General features: G+C 69.6%; 13 protein-coding genes. All 13 read right to left on the bottom strand.

All coding sequences use genetic code 11. From position 1 onward, the window contains the following. Positions 1–63: 63 nt before the first annotated feature. Positions 64–255 carry an acyl-CoA carboxylase subunit epsilon gene (locus ACFVM3_RS34105; RefSeq protein WP_378444021.1) on the bottom strand — a complete coding sequence of 64 codons (192 nt, stop codon included), beginning with the start codon at positions 253–255 and terminating at the stop codon, positions 64–66. 11 nt (positions 256–266) lie between these two features. Further along, positions 267–1,808 carry an acyl-CoA carboxylase subunit beta gene (locus ACFVM3_RS34100; RefSeq protein WP_378444024.1) on the bottom strand — a complete coding sequence of 514 codons (1,542 nt, stop codon included), beginning with the start codon at positions 1,806–1,808 and terminating at the stop codon, positions 267–269. Positions 1,809–1,966: 158 nt separating this feature from the next. Further along, positions 1,967–2,155 (bottom strand): DUF6222 family protein, encoded by a 189-nt coding sequence (locus ACFVM3_RS34095; protein ID WP_378444020.1) that lies wholly within the window; start codon positions 2,153–2,155, stop codon positions 1,967–1,969. A gap of 14 nt (positions 2,156–2,169) precedes the next feature. After that, a complete protein-coding gene (locus ACFVM3_RS34090) occupies positions 2,170–2,742 on the bottom strand; it encodes a flavin reductase family protein (RefSeq protein WP_378444019.1) in 573 nt (190 codons plus the stop codon). A 1-nt stretch (position 2,743) separates the two neighbouring features. Next, positions 2,744–3,184, bottom strand: coding sequence for an acyl-CoA thioesterase (locus ACFVM3_RS34085; RefSeq protein ID WP_378444018.1), 441 nt, complete (start codon positions 3,182–3,184; stop codon positions 2,744–2,746). 1 nt (position 3,185) lies between these two features. Continuing rightward, positions 3,186–9,014: an SDR family NAD(P)-dependent oxidoreductase gene (locus ACFVM3_RS34080; RefSeq protein ID WP_378444017.1), complete on the bottom strand. Its 5,829-nt coding sequence runs from the start codon at positions 9,012–9,014 to the stop codon at positions 3,186–3,188. Between the two features lie 270 nt (positions 9,015–9,284). Then, positions 9,285–10,238 (bottom strand): carboxymuconolactone decarboxylase family protein, encoded by a 954-nt coding sequence (locus ACFVM3_RS34075; protein WP_378444016.1) that lies wholly within the window; start codon positions 10,236–10,238, stop codon positions 9,285–9,287. 2 nt (positions 10,239–10,240) lie between these two features. After that, positions 10,241–11,893: a GMC family oxidoreductase N-terminal domain-containing protein gene (locus ACFVM3_RS34070; RefSeq protein WP_378444015.1), complete on the bottom strand. Its 1,653-nt coding sequence runs from the start codon at positions 11,891–11,893 to the stop codon at positions 10,241–10,243. After that, the gene (locus ACFVM3_RS34065) at positions 11,890–12,447 is read right to left on the bottom strand and encodes a DUF5987 family protein (protein ID WP_378444014.1); all 558 of its coding nucleotides are present in this window, start codon (positions 12,445–12,447) and stop codon (positions 11,890–11,892) included. The genes ACFVM3_RS34070 and ACFVM3_RS34065 overlap by 4 nt, the downstream gene beginning before the upstream one ends. A gap of 5 nt (positions 12,448–12,452) precedes the next feature. Continuing rightward, positions 12,453–13,805, bottom strand: coding sequence for a cytochrome P450 (locus ACFVM3_RS34060; RefSeq protein WP_378444013.1), 1,353 nt, complete (start codon positions 13,803–13,805; stop codon positions 12,453–12,455). Next, complete coding sequence (locus ACFVM3_RS34055; RefSeq protein ID WP_378444012.1) at positions 13,802–14,797, bottom strand: enediyne biosynthesis protein; 996 nt, start codon at positions 14,795–14,797, stop codon at positions 13,802–13,804. Before ACFVM3_RS34055 ends, ACFVM3_RS34060 begins: the two co-directional genes overlap by 4 nt. Continuing rightward, on the bottom strand, positions 14,794–16,758 hold the full coding sequence (locus ACFVM3_RS34050; RefSeq protein ID WP_378444011.1) for a CRTAC1 family protein: 1,965 nt from the start codon (positions 16,756–16,758) through the stop codon (positions 14,794–14,796). Before ACFVM3_RS34050 ends, ACFVM3_RS34055 begins: the two co-directional genes overlap by 4 nt. Beyond that, positions 16,755–17,711 (bottom strand): DUF1702 family protein, encoded by a 957-nt coding sequence (locus ACFVM3_RS34045; RefSeq protein ID WP_378444023.1) that lies wholly within the window; start codon positions 17,709–17,711, stop codon positions 16,755–16,757. The genes ACFVM3_RS34050 and ACFVM3_RS34045 overlap by 4 nt, the downstream gene beginning before the upstream one ends. Between the last annotated feature and the right edge of the window lie 37 nt (positions 17,712–17,748).

Genomic DNA, 17,748 nt, shown 5'->3' with positions numbered 1-17,748 from the left:
GGTGAAGGCCTCCTTGAGGGACTCTGGGTCTGCCAAGGAGGCCTTCACGGACTCGCGCGTCTTCTAACGCAGCGTCGAGGTACGCCAGGTCTCCGGAGTTCGAGGCGACCAGGCGGAGCGGGCCGGCACGGCGGGCGGGGGCGCGGCGGAGGCCAACGCGGTGACGACGGCGACGAGCGCCGCCAGTTCGGCGTCTTCCGGGTCCCCGCGCAGGACCCGGAAGGCGGGCGCACTGTCCATTTCGGACGGTGACATGGTTCCCCCGTTCAGATCGGGTGGTTGCCGTGCTTGCGCTGGGGCGCCGCCTTTCGCTTGTCCTGCAGCATGTCCAGCGCCCTGGCGACGGCGGACCGGGTGTCCGCGGGGTCGATGATGTCGTCGACCAGCCCGCGTTCGGCCGAGTACTGCGGGTTCATGAACTCTTCGGTGTATTCGGCGACCAGGTGCGCGCGCAACGCGTCCGGATCGGCCGCGGCGGCGAGATCCTTGCGGAACAGCACGTTGACCGCGCCCTCGGCGCCCATCACGGCGATCTGGTTGGTCGGCCACGCCAGCGACAGATCGGTCCCGATCGACCGCGAGTCCATCACGATGTACGCGCCGCCGTACGCCTTGCGCAGGATGACCTGGACGCGCGGCACGGTCGCCTCGCAGTAGGCGTGCAGCAGCTGGGCCCCGTGCCGGATGATCCCCGAATGCTCCTGCTCCACACCCGGCAGGAAGCCGGGAACGTCCACGAGCGTCACCAGCGGGATGCTGAAGGCGTCGCAGAACCGCACGAACCGCGCGGCCTTCTGCGAAGCGGGGCCGTCGAGCACGCCGGCGAACACCACCGGCTGGTTGCCGACCAGGCCGACCACGCGCCCGTCGATCCGCGCGAGCGCGCACAGCACGTTCCGCGCCCATCGCTCGTGCAGTTCGAAGAATTCGCCGTCATCGGCCAACTCCGCGAACACGTCGCGCATGTCGTACGGCTTGTTCGGCTCCACCGGGACGAGCTCGGCGAACCTGGGCCTCCGGTCCTTGCCCGCGTCCCGTGCCGGCTCGCGGGGCGCGGGCTCCAGGTAGTTCGACGGCAGCAGCGAGACCAGGTAACGGACGTCGGCGAGGCAGCTCTCCTCGTCGTCGTGCACCACGGTCGCCACGCCGGACGACGCGCCGTGCACGTCCGCGCCCCCCAGTTCGTCATGGCTGACCCGTTCCCCGGTCACGGTCTCGACGACGTCCGGCCCGGTCAGGTACATGCGGGCGGTGTCGCGCACCATGAAGACGAAATCCGCGAGCGCGGGCGAATACGCCGCCCCGCCCGCGCACGGCCCCAGCACCACGCTGATCTGCGGGATGACGCCGGACGCCTCGACCTGACGACGGAAGATCCCGCCGTAGCCGTTGAGCGCCATGACGCCTTCCTGGATCCGCGCTCCCCCGCTGTCGTTGAGCCCGATGAGCGGCGAGCCGGTGGCGATCGCGAGATCCATCACCTTGTGGATCTTCGCCGCGTGCGCCTCGCCGAGCGAACCACCGAAAACGGTGAAGTCCTGCGCGTAGACGAATACACGCCGTCCGTCGATGGTGCCCGAGCCGGCGATCACCCCGTCGGTGTACGGCCGGTTCTCCGCCAGCCCGAGCCCGCTCGCCTGATGACGCCGATACAGCTCGACCTCGGTGAAGGAATCGGGGTCCAGCAACAGATCCAGCCGTTCCCGCGCGGTGTGCTTCCCGAGTGAATGCTGCCGCCGGACGCCGTCGAGCCGCCCCTCGACGACATGCTCACGCAGCTCGTCGCGCTGGGCGCGCAGCAACGGCATCGTCGGCTGCGGTGGGTGAACCGGTTCGGCGCCGCGGGCGAGGGGGATCACCTGCCCGTCGCCCGCCCTCGGGATCCGGGAGCGCCGCAGCCGGTCTTCCGGCAGCGGCACCACCTCGGAATCCTCCGTGCGCTGAGCGCCCGGATCACCCTGCAGGCTCACGCCGCCTCCCGCATACGGGCGTCACGCTCGAGTTCGTCGAGTTCGATCTCGCGCACGATGTCGCGCCAGCACACCCCCCGTCCGAGCCGGGGCATCGTGGTCACCACCGGCGGCCGCTCGGGCGTACGCGCCGGGGCGGGCGTCTCGTCCGATCGGGCGGCGGTGGCGGATTCGTTGATGGTCATGACATTCCCTCCTGTCAGGCCGATGCCCGGATCCGGCCGTCGATCTGGTGGTAGCCGCCGCCGTAGAAGACCAGCGAATCCTGCGCGGTGCCGCGGCTGGAGCCGACCACCTTGCCGAGGAAGATCGAGTGGTCACCGCCTTCGTAGACCTCGGCCAGCTCGCATTCCAGCCACGCCAGCGCACCGTCGAGCAGCGGGGCGCCGGTCTGCGGACCGGCCGTCCAGTCCACCGAATCGAACTGGGCGAGCCCGGCCGGGCGGCGCCAGTCGGCGAAGTACTTCGCCAGTTCCTGCTGGTCCGACGCCAGCACCGTGACCGCGTACGAACCCGCCGTCACGATCGCCTCGTGCATCCGGGCCGCGCGGGAAACGCAGCACAGCACCATCGGCGGCTCCAGCGACACGGAGGTCACGGCGTTGGCGGTCATCCCGTGTGCCCGTTCGCCCCCGGCGGTCAGCACGGTGACCCCGGTGGCGAACTGGCCCATCACCTCCCGCAGCCCGGCCTGCGCGGACAACCGGCGACGGGCGATGGGCGACGGCAGACGTTTCAGCACGGGCCGCGAAGGCTCGTCCGGCGTGCCCACTTCATTCCCCCTTGCCGTCGACCGCGTACGGGGCCAGTGCCTCGCGCAGCTGCTCGGGCACCCGGCTGGGCACCGTGGCCGTGTTCGGGCCGCGCATGCACGCGATCCGCTGCCTTCCGCGGGCCACCAGCCGCTCGCCCTCCTCGGTGAGGTGGACGTAGTCGAAGGTGAACTGGACCTGGGTCTGGGTCAGCTCTTCCAGCCGCAGCCGGATGGACAGCTCGTCGAACGCGGTGATCTCCGCGTAGAACTCGCAATCCACCTTGAGTGTGAAGAGCTTGAGGTCGGCGCGGACCTCTTCGAGCACCGCGGGCGCCTTCTCCTTCAGGAACATTTCGCGGCACCGGCCCTGCCAGCGCACGTAGTTCACGTAGTAGACGTTGCCCACCAGGTTGGTCTCTTCGAACCCGACGGTATGCAGGATCTCGTAGTAGTCGGCCATGTCAGTTCTCCTCTCCCTGGAGCACCGCGAAGACGACGGGATCGGTCCGGTCGTTGACGGTCGTCACCCAGGTGGCGATGCGGGCGGCACCGTGGGAAAGCACCGCCCAGCCGTCCGGGTCGACCCGGTGCACGGTGAGCGCCTGCGTCATGTCCCCGGTCTTGCGCACGCATTCCAGCGCGCTCCAGACCCTGGTGTACGCGACCGAAAGCGGCTCGCGGGCGTCCGCGGCGAGCAGTTCGCCCACCGACAGCAGATCCTCACCGAGCAGCCCGGCCCAGTCTTCGGGCGTCCGCTCGATCGCGGTTTCGACGTCGCACGCGACCCGTCCGCTGCCCGCGATCGCCAGGGTGAGATCGGCGCTGTGCGAAGCGCTCACCTCGACCCCGTCGGCCTCCGGTTTCCCGTCCGGGCGGTAGCGGATCTCGAGCGGGGCGTCGACGGCGCGGCCGGCGGCCAGTGCCGTCTGCGCCCGCCGTTCCGGCGTGGTCTCCACGGAGACGCCCACCGGGTCCGGTTCGACGACGATCGCGCGGGACGAGCCGAGCAGCCGTTCGACGGAACGCTCCAAATAGGACCCGAGCATCGACGGGACCCAAGGTCCTTCGCCGTCACGCTTGCGCACCGCGCGCAGCTTCAGCCCTTCCCACCGCTCGACCAGCTTCCCGTCGGGATTGCGGACGTCGAGGTCGTAGAGGTAGCTGTCGCCGTCCTGCGAACGCTCGCGGGCGTCGAGGAGCACGTACTCCGGGTCCTGCTCGCCGGGTTCGGCGAGGTACAGCCGCTCGATCCCTTGCGGCAGCAAGGTCGCGTCCGGGACACAGCACTGGATCGCGTGCATCATCGCGTCGCGGGTGCCCGGGTCGGCCAGCAGCTTCTCCTGCGGGAGGAACGGCGCGAACCAGTCGACCTCGGCGCCGGTCGCGATCTCCGCGACCGCGTGCCGCGCGCTGGCCCGCCGGTATCCGGTGACCCGCTGGAATCGCTTGCCCTGGAACAGGACCGTGCCGTACAGCTCGGTCGTCGGGTCGACCGGGACGGGCGGCAGCGCGACGTCGCGGACGACGGTCTCGCCGAGCGGATCCGGCCGGGAGAACCGCAGCCTGGCGCGGAAGTGGTCGGCGCTGAACCCGGTCTCCCCGCTGCGCAGCACCACGTCCACCGTTTCGGCGTCCCTGGCCAGCGCGGCGAGCCGGATCGTGGTCGACCCGCCCGGCGAGACGATGATCGGGCGCAGGAACTCGACGTCGGAGAACACCGGCGCCGGCAGGGTTTCCGCGCCGAGGGCGGCCTTGGCGACCTGGGTCATCGCCTCCATGCCGATCACCGCCGGGAACAGCAGCTGACCGTCGAGCAGGTGGTCGGCCAGATACGGGTCGCTGCCCGCGGACAGGTCGGCCTCGGTGATCAGCTCGACACCCGGGTAGTGCACGACGGCCCGGTCGACGAAGCGGGTCAGCGGCAGTTCGCGCTTCTCCACCGGCAGGGTGGCCAGCCCCGCGGTCCGGCCGCAGACGACCAGTACCGACGGGGCGGCCGGGTCGCCGACGACCTGGCGGAGGATCTCGATGCCCTCCTCGGTCGGGATGGGGGTGATGCCGTCGCGCATCAGTGCGCTGACGACGCCGAGCTTCTCGCCCATGCCCGTCCCGGACCAGACCGACCATTCGAGGGCGATCGCCCTGGCCTGGGGGTGTTCCTGGCCGAAACGCACGGTCAGTTCGGTCATCCAGTCGTTGGCCGTGGCGTAGTGCGCCTCACCGCGCAGGCCCGCCCGTCCGATGATGCTGCCGAAGGTCACCAGCAGCTTGATCTTGTCCTGGTCGACGGCGTCGAGGACGGCGTTGAGGCCGCCGATCTTCGGGGCCAGCGTCTTGCGGAAGCTCTCCTCGGTCAAGGAGAACAGCGCGGCGGGCTCGTTGCGGCCCGCGCCGTGCAGCACCGCGGTGACCGGGCCGTACTCGGCCTGCACCCGGCCGATCGCGTCGGCCACCTGACGGGCGTCGGTGACGTCGGCGCGTTCGTAGCGGTAGGTGATACCCGCCGCCGCCATGCGGCCGAGGTTCTCCGACAGTTCGGCGTCGTCGGCCGGGTCGCTCCGGCCGAGCAGCGCCAGTTTCGCGCCGGAGTCCTTGGCCAGCGCCAACGCGCTCTCGGCGGTGATGCCCTTGCCGCCACCCGTGACGAGCAGGACGTCTTCGGTCCCCAGCGGGGTCCCTTCGGCCTCGGAGGGGGCCAGGGCGGCGAGCTTCGGCACCGTGCGGATCCCGGCGGCGTCGTAGCGGACCTCGCTGAAGTCGGTGGTCGCCGCGACCTCGGCGACCACAGTGGACACCGCGGCTTCGACGGCCTCGGGGTCGATCGGGTCGACGTCGGCGAGATCGACGATCGTGGTGCGGGCCGACGGGTCCTCCAGCCGCAGCGTCTTCGCCAGACCGGAGGCGCCGAGACCGTGCTGCACCACGACGAAACGCGTGCCGTTCGGCGCGGCCAGCACCGCGCGGCCCGCTTCGAGGAACAGGCCGACGTCGCCGGCGTCGCTGTCCGCGTTCAGGCAGAGCAGGACACCGTCGCCGACGCCCGAGGTGGCCAGTGCCGCGCGCAGCGGCTCCGCCAGCGGATGCCCGTCCGGGGCGTACGACGACCATTCGGCCGCGGAGAGACCCGGCGTGAGATCGGGCGACGGCTTCGGCGCGACCACGTATTCGACCCCGAACGGCCGGACCCATGGTCCGACGCCGGCGACCTCGGCCTGGTTGCTCTCGGCGGGTTTCGCGGTCTGGGCGAGTTCGTCGATCATCTCGGCGAGTTCGCCGAGACAGACGGTCGCGAAGTTCGGCATGCCCTCCAGCGCCGGGCGGCCGAGCGCACGGGTCACGTCGTTGACGAGCTGGCCGACCGTGATCGACGAAAGGTGCAGGTCGTCGAGCGGATGCGTGTCGGCGGTGACCGCTTCGAGCGGCAGTTCGACCCGCTCGGACGCGAGTTTGCGCAGCAACTCCAGGGTGCTGCTGCCACCGCTTTCCGAAGCCGTCCCCGCCGAGGCCTCGGCAGGCTCGGCCGGGTCGGCGACCCGGTCACGGGTCAGGTCGGCACCGATGGACGGCGCGGCCTCACACGGACTGGCGAGGAACGAGAACTTCCCGTCCACCGGCAGGGTCCGCACGATCCGGCCGTCGAACAGCGCCGAGGTGTCCAGCGGGGCACCGAACGCGAACGCGGCGCCCGCGACCTTCAGCAGCGCGGCCAGTTTCGGGCTGTCGGTGTCGATCGCGAGCACCGGCTTGCCGGGCGCGATCTCGCCGAACAGACCGGTGAGCACGTGACCGGGGCCGACCTCGATCACCAGGTCGCTGCGCTCGGCGACCTTCGCGGCCGCCTCGCGGAAGCGGACCGGCAGGACCACCTGGTCCCGCAACAGATCGCGCAGGTCCTCGGCGGCGTGCAGGACGTCACCGGTCACCGTCGAGACGACGGGCCGGTCGAGCCTGGCGAAGTCGAACGCGGCGAGTTCCTCGGTCATCGCCTCGGCGGCCGGGACGACCGCCGGCGAGTGGAACGCGTGCGAGACGTTGATGCGGGTGGCGGTGACGCCCTCCGCGCGGGCACGGGCGACCACCCGGTCGATCGCCTCCGCCGGTCCGGAAAGGACGGTCTGCTCGGGCGCGTTGTAGCCCGCGATGACGACGTCCTCGCCCTCGGCGAACCGCTCGGCGACCCCCGGCCCGGCGGCGATCCCCGCCATGGCACCGTTCCCGTCGCTCGCGGTCGCCATCACCTTGCCGCGGATCTTGGCCAGCTTGAGGACTTCGCGTTCGGTGAGCGCGCCACCCCAGTGCAGGGCGGTGAGTTCGCCGAGGCTGTGGCCGGCGACCGTCCGCGCCTCGATGCCGAGGCTCTTCAGGACGCGGAGCCCGGCGAGCGAACCGGTGACGATCCGCGGTTGCGCGACCTCGGTGGCGACCTGGTCGGCGCCGGTCGAAAGGCCCGCCGCGCGGTAGATGTCGTCGGCGCCGGCGAAGCGTTTGCGCAGCGCGCCGACCGTACCGCGCCCGGAACCCTGACCGGGGAACAGGAAACCGATCTTCGGGTCGGTGGCACGGGAGCCCGCGAAGATGCCGTCGCCGGTGGAGAAGACCTCCGGCTCCCCCTCGCCGAGGAGGTCGAGCAGCTTGGCCAGCTTGCGCTCGGCGTCCTCGGGATTGGTCGCGACGATCGCCGCGCGGACCGGTTTCCCGGACAGTTCCGCGGAAAGCGTGGCCGCGAGGTCCCCGAGCTCCGCCAGCGAAAGCTTCGGCACGACTTCCAGCAGACCGGTCAGCCTGCCGCGCAGCGACGCGGCGTCGTCGGCGTCGAGGAGCAGCAGTTCGCTGTCCTGCCGCCCGGCGACCAGCGAACGGGTCCGCTCGTCGAGCTCCTTGCGCCGGGCCGCGCCCGGCGCCTCGGTGACGGTGACGTGGGAGTTGATCCCGCCGAAGCCCATCGCCGAGACCCCCGCGCGGACCGGGTGGTCCGCGGGCCACAGCCCGGCCTCGGTCGGGACGTACATCCGCGCGGAGTCGCCGACGAGCGACTCGTGCGGCTCGAAGTGGCCGGTCGCGGGCGGGATGACCTGGTGGTACACCGCCAGCGTCGCCTTGATCAGCCCGGCGACACCCGCCGCGGCCTTGGTGTGGCCGATATTGCCCTTGATCGTGCTCAGCGCGGCGCGGTCGGCGAGCGGGTCGGCGTCGCGGCGGGCGGTGGAGAGCGCCTCGATCTCGGTGGCGTCGCCCAGCGCGGTCCCGGTGCCGTGGCCCTCGAAGTAGGAAACGGTCTCGACGCCGTAACCCGCCTTGTCGTAGGCCCTCTTCAGCGCGAGACGGTGACCCGACGCCTCGGGACGGGTGATGCCGCCCTTGCCGTCGGAGGAGACGCCCCAGCCGCCGATGCTGGCGTAGATCCGCTTGCCCTGCGCGATCGCGTCCTCTTCGCGCATCAGCACGAGCATGCCGGAACCCTCACCGGGCCAGAACCCGTTGGAGTCGGCGTCGTAGACCTTCATCTCCCGCTTGGCGAGCGCGCCGGTCTTGGCGAAACCGATCACCTCGAACGGGTCGATCGACAAGTCGACACCGCCCGCGATGGCGACGTCGAGGTCACCCTCGGAAAGCGCGTTCGCCGCCGTGACCACGGAAAGCAGCGACGACGAGCAGGCGCCGTCCACGGTGAACCCGCCGCCACCGAAGTCGAAGAAGTTGCAGACGCGGCCGGCGATCGTGTTCGCCAGCCCGCCCGCGAGCGTGTCCTCGTCGATCGCGGGGAACGGGGCCTTGTACTGCGCCTCGAGGTCGTGGAGGAAGGCGGCGGTGTCGCTCTCGGCCCAGCCGCGCTCGGCGAGCGCCGCCGCGACCGTGCGGCGCACGTACGGCCACCGCAGCCGCATGATGTTGGCACGCGAGAACTCGCCGGTCAGGCTGTTGCCGATGACCACGCCGGTGGCGGACCGCGGCAGCCCCTCGCCCTCGGGGAACCCCGCGTCCGCCAGTGCCTGCGCGGCGACGTCGAGCGCCAGCCAATGCGTGGTGTCGGTCGAGCGGAACGTGCTGCCCGCGACCTTGTACTTGATCCGGTCGAACTCCCAGTCGCGGAGGACCGCGGCCTTCTGGGCGTAGAAACGGTCCTGCGCCTTCGGGTCGGGCGAGTAGTAGTCCTCGCGGTTCATCCGCTCGTCGGGCAGTCTCCGGAACGCCCTGCGGCCGGCGAGGACGTTCTCCCACAGTTCTTCCGGGGAACCGGCGTCCGGGTATCGGAGACCGATACCGACAATCGAAATCCGCTCAACGCTCATGCCACCGCACTCCCCTAGCTCTCAAGACTCAAGTCACGGAATCCGGTCCCGGCGCCGGGCTCTGTCCCCAGAACCGCGGCCGCCGTCCGTTCGCGCAGTCCGGTCAAGCATGAACCGGCGGTGGGCGCGAAGTCTTCTCTCTGGTTGTTGACCAGGACGCGCCGGTATTTGCGATTGCCCGACGTCGATCCCATGACGTTGCGAAAGCCACTTTCGCAACGTTGAACGTTGGGAAAGTGGCTTTCGCAACACGACACCGACCGCGCAGCCTCACCGACCCCGAAGCGGCGCAACCGAAACAGCCCGAGAGGCGGCCGCGAAACTCGCCCACCCCACCAGCTCGACCAGCTCTCGATCAGCCAGCCCCGCGGCCGCGACCAGAGCATCGTCGACCTGAAAAGGCGCTTTGGCCGCCACCAAAGCCAACCGGACCCCTGGATCGTCGAACGCATCGACCCAGGATCGGCTCAGCCCAGGCGGCGATCCGTCCCATGTGGACAGTTCTCGCTCCACGACCTCCCGAACGGCCGGAGACACCGGCAGCGCGCCGAACACCGACGAAGCACGGGAGAACGCGTCGACGAGCAACGGATTGCCCGCGGCCCAGCCGAAATCCCCCGAGCCCGGAGGGAGCAACCCCAACGACTCCCCCGGCGAAGCTCCCTCCACCGGACGAAGTAACCGCCCCAGCACCGCCTTGGCCTTGGAACGCGCCGAATCCGGCACGGACGAAGGCAGCGGCGACGGCCCCAGGAACACGCTCACCACCCGGTTCAGGTAGTGGAACGCGAACGCGACCGCGGTCAGCTCCGCACGGGCGCTCGACGGCAAGGTCCCCGCACGCGGGTCCACCACGGGCCGCCCCGAGACGATCGCCGATGCCGCCGAAGAGCGCCCGAGCGAGTCCAGCGCCATCCCGTGGACCTCGACACAGTACGGACACGAGTTCTCTCGCGACACCAGTGTCGCGACGACCTCCCGGTCCGCCCGGCTCGTCTCTCCCTTCGCCACCAGCGATTCCCGCAGCATCACCCAGCTCGCCGCGAGCACCGCCGGTGACGGCGAATGCAGCGCCACCGGCGGGGCAAGCATGCCGAAGTCGCGTTCCAGCTGCCCGTAGACGTCACGCACTAGCCCGGTCGCCCGGCCGAAGGGCACCGGCCGGACGTACCGGACTTCGTTCACCGCACGCCGCAGCGCGAGCTTCACCAGCGGAGGCGCCATGATCAGGTCCCGGCCACCAGCGACAGCTTGCTCACCGCGCGCCGCCCGGTGATGGAGCCGTCCGGGGCGGGAGCGCCGTAGGTGACGTCGACACCGCGTGCCTGCAGCGCCCGCACGATACCCGGCACCGAACGCTCGGCCAGCGCCGCGATCGTCATCGCCGGGTTCACCGTCAGCGCGCCCGGCACGGAGGCGCTGTCGGTCACGAAGATCCCGGGGTGGTCGCGGAGTTCGTGGTTCGGGTGCAGCGCCGAGGTCTTCGGGTCGTCCCCGATCCGGCACGACGCCAGCGGGTGCACGGTATACGCGCCGACGACGTCGTTGGTCCACGGCGACACCTTCGCCAGGCCGTCCTTCTCGAGGATCTCCTTGCACTCCGCGTCGGCCAGCGCCCAGCCGTGCCGGGTGTTCGGCGTCGGGTCGTACTTCAGCGGACCGCGGCCGAGCATCTGCTGCGAGATACGGTAGGCGTTGCCGGTGGGCGGCGGCGTGCCGAAGACACCCTCGTTGTCGTCCTCGGTCATCAGGAAGATGGTCAGCCAGGAGGCCCACTTCTTGAGGATCTCCTTCTTCTGCGCCCCGAACCAGCGCGGTTCGTCGCCGTCGGGCACCTGCGCCAGGATCGTGCCGAGTCCCGGCGGGAAGTACAGCTGCTCCAGCGAGTAGCGCTCGTACTCCGGCAGCGAACCGTCGAGCTTGTCCCAGTTCGCCACGGTCGGGCCCTTGCCGATGTGGTTGGCCTCGTAGACCTTCCCGTCCTCACGGGACAGTCCGAGCACCTCGCGGACCCGCTCCTCGTTGATGATCGCGGTGTTGAGCCGCTCACCGTTGCCCGAGAAGTACCGGCCGACGCCGTGCGGCATGGTGCCGAGCGCCGCCTCCGAACGCTGCAGGATCACCGGCGTCGCGCCGGCGCCCGCGGCGATGATCACGATCTTCGCGTCGATCGTCCCGCTGCCGGACTGGAGGCGGTAGTCCTCGTCGTCGACGATGTTGAAGTGCACGCGATAGTCGCCGCCGTCGATCCGCTCGATCCGCTGGACCTCGTGCAACGGCCGGATCTTCGCGCCGTGCGCGAGCGCGGCGGGCAGGTAGTTGGTCAGCAGCGAGCGTTTCGCGTCGAACCGGCAGCCCGCCATCATGAAGTTGCAGTTCACGCACCGGTCGTTGTCCACCGCGACCGGCGCCGGGTTGGCGGTCCGGCCGGAGTGGTCGCAGAACGCCGCCCACAGCCCGCCCGCGTACGAGACGTCGTTCCAGTCCTGTTTGGACACCGGAAGCGATTCCGAAACCCGGTCGTACCAAGGCTCCAGCGAATCCCGCGTGATCGCCGAAGGCCACATGCGACGACCGATGCTGCCGTGGCGCTCGAACACGAACTTCGGCGCGCGCGGCATCGCGGCGAAGTACACCACGCTGCCGCCCCCGACGCAGTTCCCGCCGAGCACGCTCATCCCGTCGCCGACGACGAAGTCGAAGGCACGGGTGTAGGACGAGCCGAGCAGATAGTCGTGCTCGAAATCCTTCGTCTCCAGCCACGGCCCGCGTTCCAGCACGGTGACCTTCGCCCCGCCCGCGGCCAGGTGGTAGGCGGGAATGGAGCCACCGAACCCGCTGCCGACGATGACGACGTCGGTCTTGTCGTAGGCGTTCATGCCGGGCTCCCGGAAGGTGTCGTGTCAGGGTGGAGCCGCGCCAGCTCGCGGCGATAGGAGAACTTCGGGAACCGCCACAGCCCGTCTTCGTCCGGCGCGGTGTACCCCATCGCCAGCAGACCGGGGTGCCCCTCGGCGATGGCTTCGGCGGTGTGCTTGTGCGCGGCGCTGTCGAAGGACATGTTGCAGAACAACGCGAGGCTCACCCAGCCGTCCTTCTCCGGATGCCCTGGCGCGGTCAGCGATCGCACGAGCGCGGTCCGGTGCTCGAAGGACAGCGCGACGAACGCCGGCAGCGACCCGTCGAGGGTGAGGTCGTGCTCCTTGGCGTAGCCCTTCGCGTGTTCGTTGAGGGACTGCGCCAGATACGGCAGCCCGACGGTCACCCCGGTCGCGTCGGTGTGCAGCAGTTCGAGCGCGCCCGCGGCGACCGCGCCCGGCCCCTCCGCCGCGCCGGCGATCGCGTGGTCGCCGGGGAACCGCTTCTCCCCCGGCAGGATCGTGTCCGCGTAGGCCTCCAAAGTGGACACCTTGACCTGTTCGTCCGAATCCACGGAACCTACCTCCTGTTCCTGGTGTGCACGGTCATCGGCAGCCCGCCCCGCACCCGGAGCGACAGCATCGCCTCGGGCACCACTTCGTAGCCGGGGAGCTTCCTGAGTTCGAGGTCGCGCAGGACCATCGTCAACACGAAGACGGCCTCCATCACGCCGAGGCTGTTGCCGATGCAGAACCGCGGCCCGGCGCCGAACGGGATGTAGGCGTAGCGGGGCCGTCCGCTCGGCCGGTCCGGATCGAACCGGTCCGGGTCGAACTTCTCGGGCTCCGGCCAGAACTCCGGATGCCGGTGCAGCGTGTAGGGCACGACGACGACGTCGGATCCGGCGGGGACGTGATAGCCGCCGATCTCGTCGTCGGCCTGCGCCACCCGCGGCAGCAGCCATACCGGCGGATACAGCCGCATGACCTCTTCGACCACCCTCGCCGTGTACGGCAACCGGTGCAGGTCGTCGTGCGTCGGCAGCTGGTCGCCCAGTACCGCGTCGGCCTCCGCGCGCAGCTTCGCCGCGATCTCCGGATGCTCGTCGAGCAGGTGGAACGCCCAGCCCAGCGTGCTCGCCGTCGTCTCGTGCCCGGCCAGCAGCAGGGTGATCAGCTCGTCCCGCATCTGCTCGCGGGTCCCGTCGGTCGCGATGAGGCGCGAGAGCACGTCCTCGCCGTTCTCGACCGGGTTGGCCAGCCGCTGTTCGACGAGTTCGTCGGCGATACGGCGGAGGTCGGCCCGCGATTCCCGGAACCGCAGTTGTTTCTTCAGCGGGGCCCACTGCGGGACCATGCTCAGCGTCACCGCTTCGAACATCGCCTGGTCCTGCACGGCTTCGAACGAATGCCCCAGCGAGGTGAAGCCGCCGAGGTCCGCGTCGAGCAGCGTCTTGCCGAGCACACCGAGGGTCAGCCCGGTCATCTCGTGCAGGATCTCCACCGGTCCTTCGGTGTCCCGCAGGTGTTTCACGAGCCCTTCGACCTCGTTCGCGACGACCGAGGCCTGCCGCGCGATCCGCTTGGGCTGGAACACCGGCTGGATGGTCCGGCGCTGCTTCTTCCAGACGTCGCCGTCACTGGTGAGCAGCCCGTCGCCGAGCGCCCGCCTCGCCTCCTGGAGGCCGATTCCCTTGTGGTAGTTGGCCGCGTTGTCCGCGAGCACGTGTTTCGCCAGATCGGGGTGGTTCACCAGGTACATCGTCTTGGGACCGATCGCGATCCGGACGACGTCCCCGTGCGCCTCCGCCGAGTCCGACATGAGCGCCAGCCGGTCGGTGAAGAGCTTCTTCAGCAGACCGAAGGTCGCCCGGCGCGGCGGGCCGGGCGGCGCGAGACGCGCCGCCCGGCTGGTTTCCGCACCGTGGGTCATGCCGCCACGGCCCCGGTTTCCGTCTCCGGCTTGTCGGCCGGCTTGGGCAGGGAAGTGACTTCGGCCGACTTCGCCTGCTCGGCCTCCCACTTTTCGGTGGCCTTCTTGGAGAAGTGCAGGCCCCAAAGGAACCCGCCGCGGATGAGGCAGACCAGCGCGGTGGCGAGGAACAGGCCGTAGGCCACGTGCACGACCATGAAGAACCCGTACGCCAGCGCCACGCCCGAACCGAACAGGATCTGGGACGCGGGTTTCGACGGGGTCGTGCCAGGGTCGGTGACCATGTAGTTCGTGTAGAGCACGAACGCCACCCCGGTCATCATCCCGAGCGCGCCGGGGATGGCGGTGTCGAACATCCACCCACGGATGATCGCCTGGAGCGCGAAGGTGATCAGCCAGGCGCCGATCAGCCACATCCGCTGCGTCAGCATCGCGTTGAGGACGGTGCCCGAGACGATGATGATGCCGACGATCAGCCAGCCGACCCACGAATCGACCTGCTCGGTGAAGTGGTAGGGCGGCGCGATACTCGCCCAGGGGAACACCAGCAGGATGATCGTGATGCCGAAGTTCGACGGGTTCATGTAGTGCCGCAAGCGGCCGCGCACCGGGGCCTGCAGTACCCACTTGGCGCCGACGGCGACCACCACACCGAACATCATGACCAGCACCTGGTCGTTGACGTAGGTGAGCATGTTCAGCGCGAGACCGGTGATATGCGCCGGGAAGAGGAACTCCACGAGCCCCTTGAAACCGTTGCCCCGGAAGCGGACGCCACGGCCCTGTGTCCTGGCGCCGATGATCTCCAGCAGGATTTCCGTGGCGTAGGCCGTGGCCAGCGCGATGAACGGATAGGTGTAGGGCTGCTCGAAACCGAGCACGGTGTAGCCGATGATGTTGAAGATCGTGATCGAGATCGCGAACCGGCGAAGGGCCGTGATCGTCTTGTTGCTCTTCGGTGCCGTGAGTGTCTGCTCAGCCATGACGGTCATTTCTCCTTAGCCTGAGCGCCGAGCTGGAAGGTGTGGCTGCCCGGGGTCAGCTGGACTTCCTGCGTGCGGATCTGCCCGGTCAGGTCGCGCCACTGCAGGCAGACCTTCACCGGCCCGGTGACCTTGCCGAGTCCGATCTGGATCTCGTGGCTGCGTTTGCCGGAGTGGCCGCTGCCGCCGTCGACCCGGTCCATGTACTTCTTGCCGTCGGGGGTGATGACGGTGACCTGCGCGCCGATCGCCGCGGTGCCGGCCGCCTTGAGCGGACCGTCCGCCGAAGCCTTGTCGTGCACCAGCTTCAGGTTCAGGTACGACCCGGAGTCGGGGCTGACGTTGCGGTAGAAGATCGGCTGCTCCCACTGGCGTGCCACGGCGAAGTCGAGCTTGCCGTCACCGTCGGCGTCGCCCGTGGCGATACCGCGCGTGGGCACCGGGACCGCGAGCCCGAGGCGCGGGGCGAGGTCGGTGTAGCGGCCGTCGGCGCTCTTGGCCCAGAAGTGCAGGGTGTGGTCGCCACCGACGTCGTCACCGGCCACCATGTTCGGCCAGAACGACGGGTGCTTCAGCAGTTCGTCGTTCGAGGTCGCCAGTTCCTGCAGCTGCGGCCAGCGGTTGACGTCACCCTTGACGAACCCGGTCGCCTGCGTGATCACCGATTCGCCGCTGTTGTTGTAGTCGGCGATCTTGACGTCCCAGCCCCAGCCGGACCACGCGGTGCCCGCCTGCGCGCTGCGATCGACCCACGGCGCCTCGCCGCCCTGCAGACGGCCGCGCAGATCCGCGGTGTCCTTGGCGGTGTTCATGAACTGGAAGTGGCTTTCCTCGATACCCCAGGACGTCGTGATGTTGCTGACGTACAGGTCGTAGAGACCGTCGTGGTCGAGGTCGGCGAAGTCGACGCCCATGCCCTTGAAGGAGTCGTTGCCGATCACCTTGGACTTCGGGTCGTTGGGCCCGCGGACGCCCTTCACCTCTGCGAACTCGATGTGACCGGGGCGGGACTTGTTGTACAGCAAGCGGTCGTGCCCGAAGTCGTTGCCGATGTAGAGCTCCGGCAGGTTGTCCCCGTCGACGTCGGTCGCGCTGGCCGCGAGCGACCAGCCGCCCTGGGCGTCGGCCGGGATGGCCTTGTCGTCGAGCGCGAACGTCGCGGTCGGCTTCGCGCCCTGGGTGGCGCCGGTGAACCGCAGGATGTACTTGCCGCCGGCGTTGTCCGCGTGCGACATCGACTTGTTCATCTCGACCCCGCCCGCGACGCGCTCGTCCAGCACCGCGCTGTCGGGGAAGTAGTTGCCGATGAAGATGTCCTGGTGGCCGTCGCCGTCGAAGTCACCGACCGACGCGGCGTTGGTGTTCCACAGCGGACCGTTGTACTCGCCGTTCTTGGCGTTGTTGCCCGGCACCAGTTCCACCGGCTCGTAGGCCTTCGGCTCCAGCTTCGTGGCGCCCGGCTTCGAGAGGAACAGGATCGGGGTGCGGCCCCAGTAGTAGGCCAGCAGGTCGACCCGGCCGTCCTCGTTGTAGTCCGCGGGCACGCAGCCCATGGGCGCGATGTACTTGCCCATCGGCAGCGGCGCCGCGTCGAGCGCGAACGGCGCGTAGCGGTCGCCGCCCTTGCCCGGCGTCGGGGTGATGACGACCTGGTCGCTGCGCGGATCGACGAAGCACAGGTCGTTCGCGAGCCGGTCTCCGTCGAGGTCGTTGACCGCGATCGCGGCGCCGACCGACGAGATCCAGGCGCGGATGTGCTCGTAGTCCTTGTTCACCGTCCGGATCGACTGGCTCTTCGCCGCTTCCGGCAAGGCGATCGTCAGTGGTTCGAACGCGTACTTCGAGGCCATCGTGTCGGCCTCGGCGGTCGAGACCGTGGGCAGCTGCGCCACCACGAACAGACCCGCCATCAGCAACAACGCCACGATGCCCGCAAGCTGCTTGCGGAGCCAGCCCAAGGTCGCGGTCATTTCCCTGCACCTCCAGAGTTGAGTACCTCGGTGGCGATGCGCTGTCGCCAGGTTTCGAATGCCGGGAGTTCGCCGTCGACCACGGTGGCCGGGCGCACCTCCTGGGTGATGGCCGCGGCCCGCTCGGCGGGCAGCCCGCAGATCGCCCGCGTGGCGACCTCGGTCTCGGGGATCAGCAGCCCGGCGCGGACGCGGGCTTCGGCGGCGAAAGCGCTGCCCTGGGCGAGATTCCCGCGGTACTCGCCGGCGAACTCGGCCAGCTTCAGCAGTTCGTCGGAAGTGACACCGCACGCGTAGGTCGAGGCGAGCCCGACACCGGCGTAGAGGTCTCCGTGGCGCCGCTCAGGGAAGCGCGCGATCGCGTCGGCGACCAGGTCGACGTCGGTACCGCAGATGAACCACAGCGCCCGTCCGATGCCCTGGTCGATCGCCCGCAGCGCATACCCGTCGTTGCCGGGCGGCCAGGAGAAGCCGGGGTCCTGGAACTGCCCGTCGATGTACTTCGCGGTCTTGAAGTACGCCTGGTGGAAGCCGTAGCCGTCGAGCACCAGCCAGCGCAGCAACGGATCGAAGTCCTCGGCGGAGGGCCAGCGGAAGCGCGGCAGCCGCGCCATCGCCCAGCCGACGCCGACGTAGATGATGTAGTCGTGCTTCTCACCGGGCCCGTCGAGGAAACCCTCGATATGACGGCGTCCGCCGCCCGGCAGTCCGTCCAGCATTCCGTAACCCATTCCCGCGCCTTCGTAGGCGAAGCCGCGGTATTTCACCGGAATACGTTCGAGCCATTCTTCCGCCTGCTCGAAGGAACGCGCTTCCACCGCGTGCGCGTAGCCGAGCAGGAATTTCTCACCGACGGTCTCCAGCAATTCCTGAGCGGCTGGGCTCTTCTTGTGGAAACCGCGCTTGTCCAGTGACGTCTCGGAGACGTCCGGCGTGATCATGCGGCGTCTGATCGTGCGCCAACCATTGCCCAACGCACTCTCCCCCTAA

The sequence above is a fragment of the Amycolatopsis sp. NPDC057786 genome (assembly GCF_042797905.1).
Taxonomy (GTDB): Bacteria; Actinomycetota; Actinomycetes; order Mycobacteriales; family Pseudonocardiaceae; genus Amycolatopsis.
Note: the sequence above shows the minus strand (reverse complement) of the source record. Positions and strands in the feature narration are given on the sequence as shown.

Coding starts and splice junctions, on each gene's coding strand:
- ACFVM3_RS34080 (WP_378444017.1), bottom strand. CDS start 9,014: ATGAGCGTTGAGCGGATTTCGATTGTCGGTATCGGTCTCCGATACCCG.
- ACFVM3_RS34055 (WP_378444012.1), bottom strand. CDS start 14,797: ATGACCGTCATGGCTGAGCAGACACTCACGGCACCGAAGAGCAACAAG.
- ACFVM3_RS34070 (WP_378444015.1), bottom strand. CDS start 11,893: ATGAACGCCTACGACAAGACCGACGTCGTCATCGTCGGCAGCGGGTTC.
- ACFVM3_RS34105 (WP_378444021.1), bottom strand. CDS start 255: ATGTCACCGTCCGAAATGGACAGTGCGCCCGCCTTCCGGGTCCTGCGC.
- ACFVM3_RS34100 (WP_378444024.1), bottom strand. CDS start 1,808: ATGCCGTTGCTGCGCGCCCAGCGCGACGAGCTGCGTGAGCATGTCGTC.
- ACFVM3_RS34075 (WP_378444016.1), bottom strand. CDS start 10,238: ATGGCGCCTCCGCTGGTGAAGCTCGCGCTGCGGCGTGCGGTGAACGAA.
- ACFVM3_RS34060 (WP_378444013.1), bottom strand. CDS start 13,805: ATGACCCACGGTGCGGAAACCAGCCGGGCGGCGCGTCTCGCGCCGCCC.
- ACFVM3_RS34095 (WP_378444020.1), bottom strand. CDS start 2,155: ATGACCATCAACGAATCCGCCACCGCCGCCCGATCGGACGAGACGCCC.
- ACFVM3_RS34085 (WP_378444018.1), bottom strand. CDS start 3,184: ATGGCCGACTACTACGAGATCCTGCATACCGTCGGGTTCGAAGAGACC.
- ACFVM3_RS34050 (WP_378444011.1), bottom strand. CDS start 16,758: ATGACCGCGACCTTGGGCTGGCTCCGCAAGCAGCTTGCGGGCATCGTG.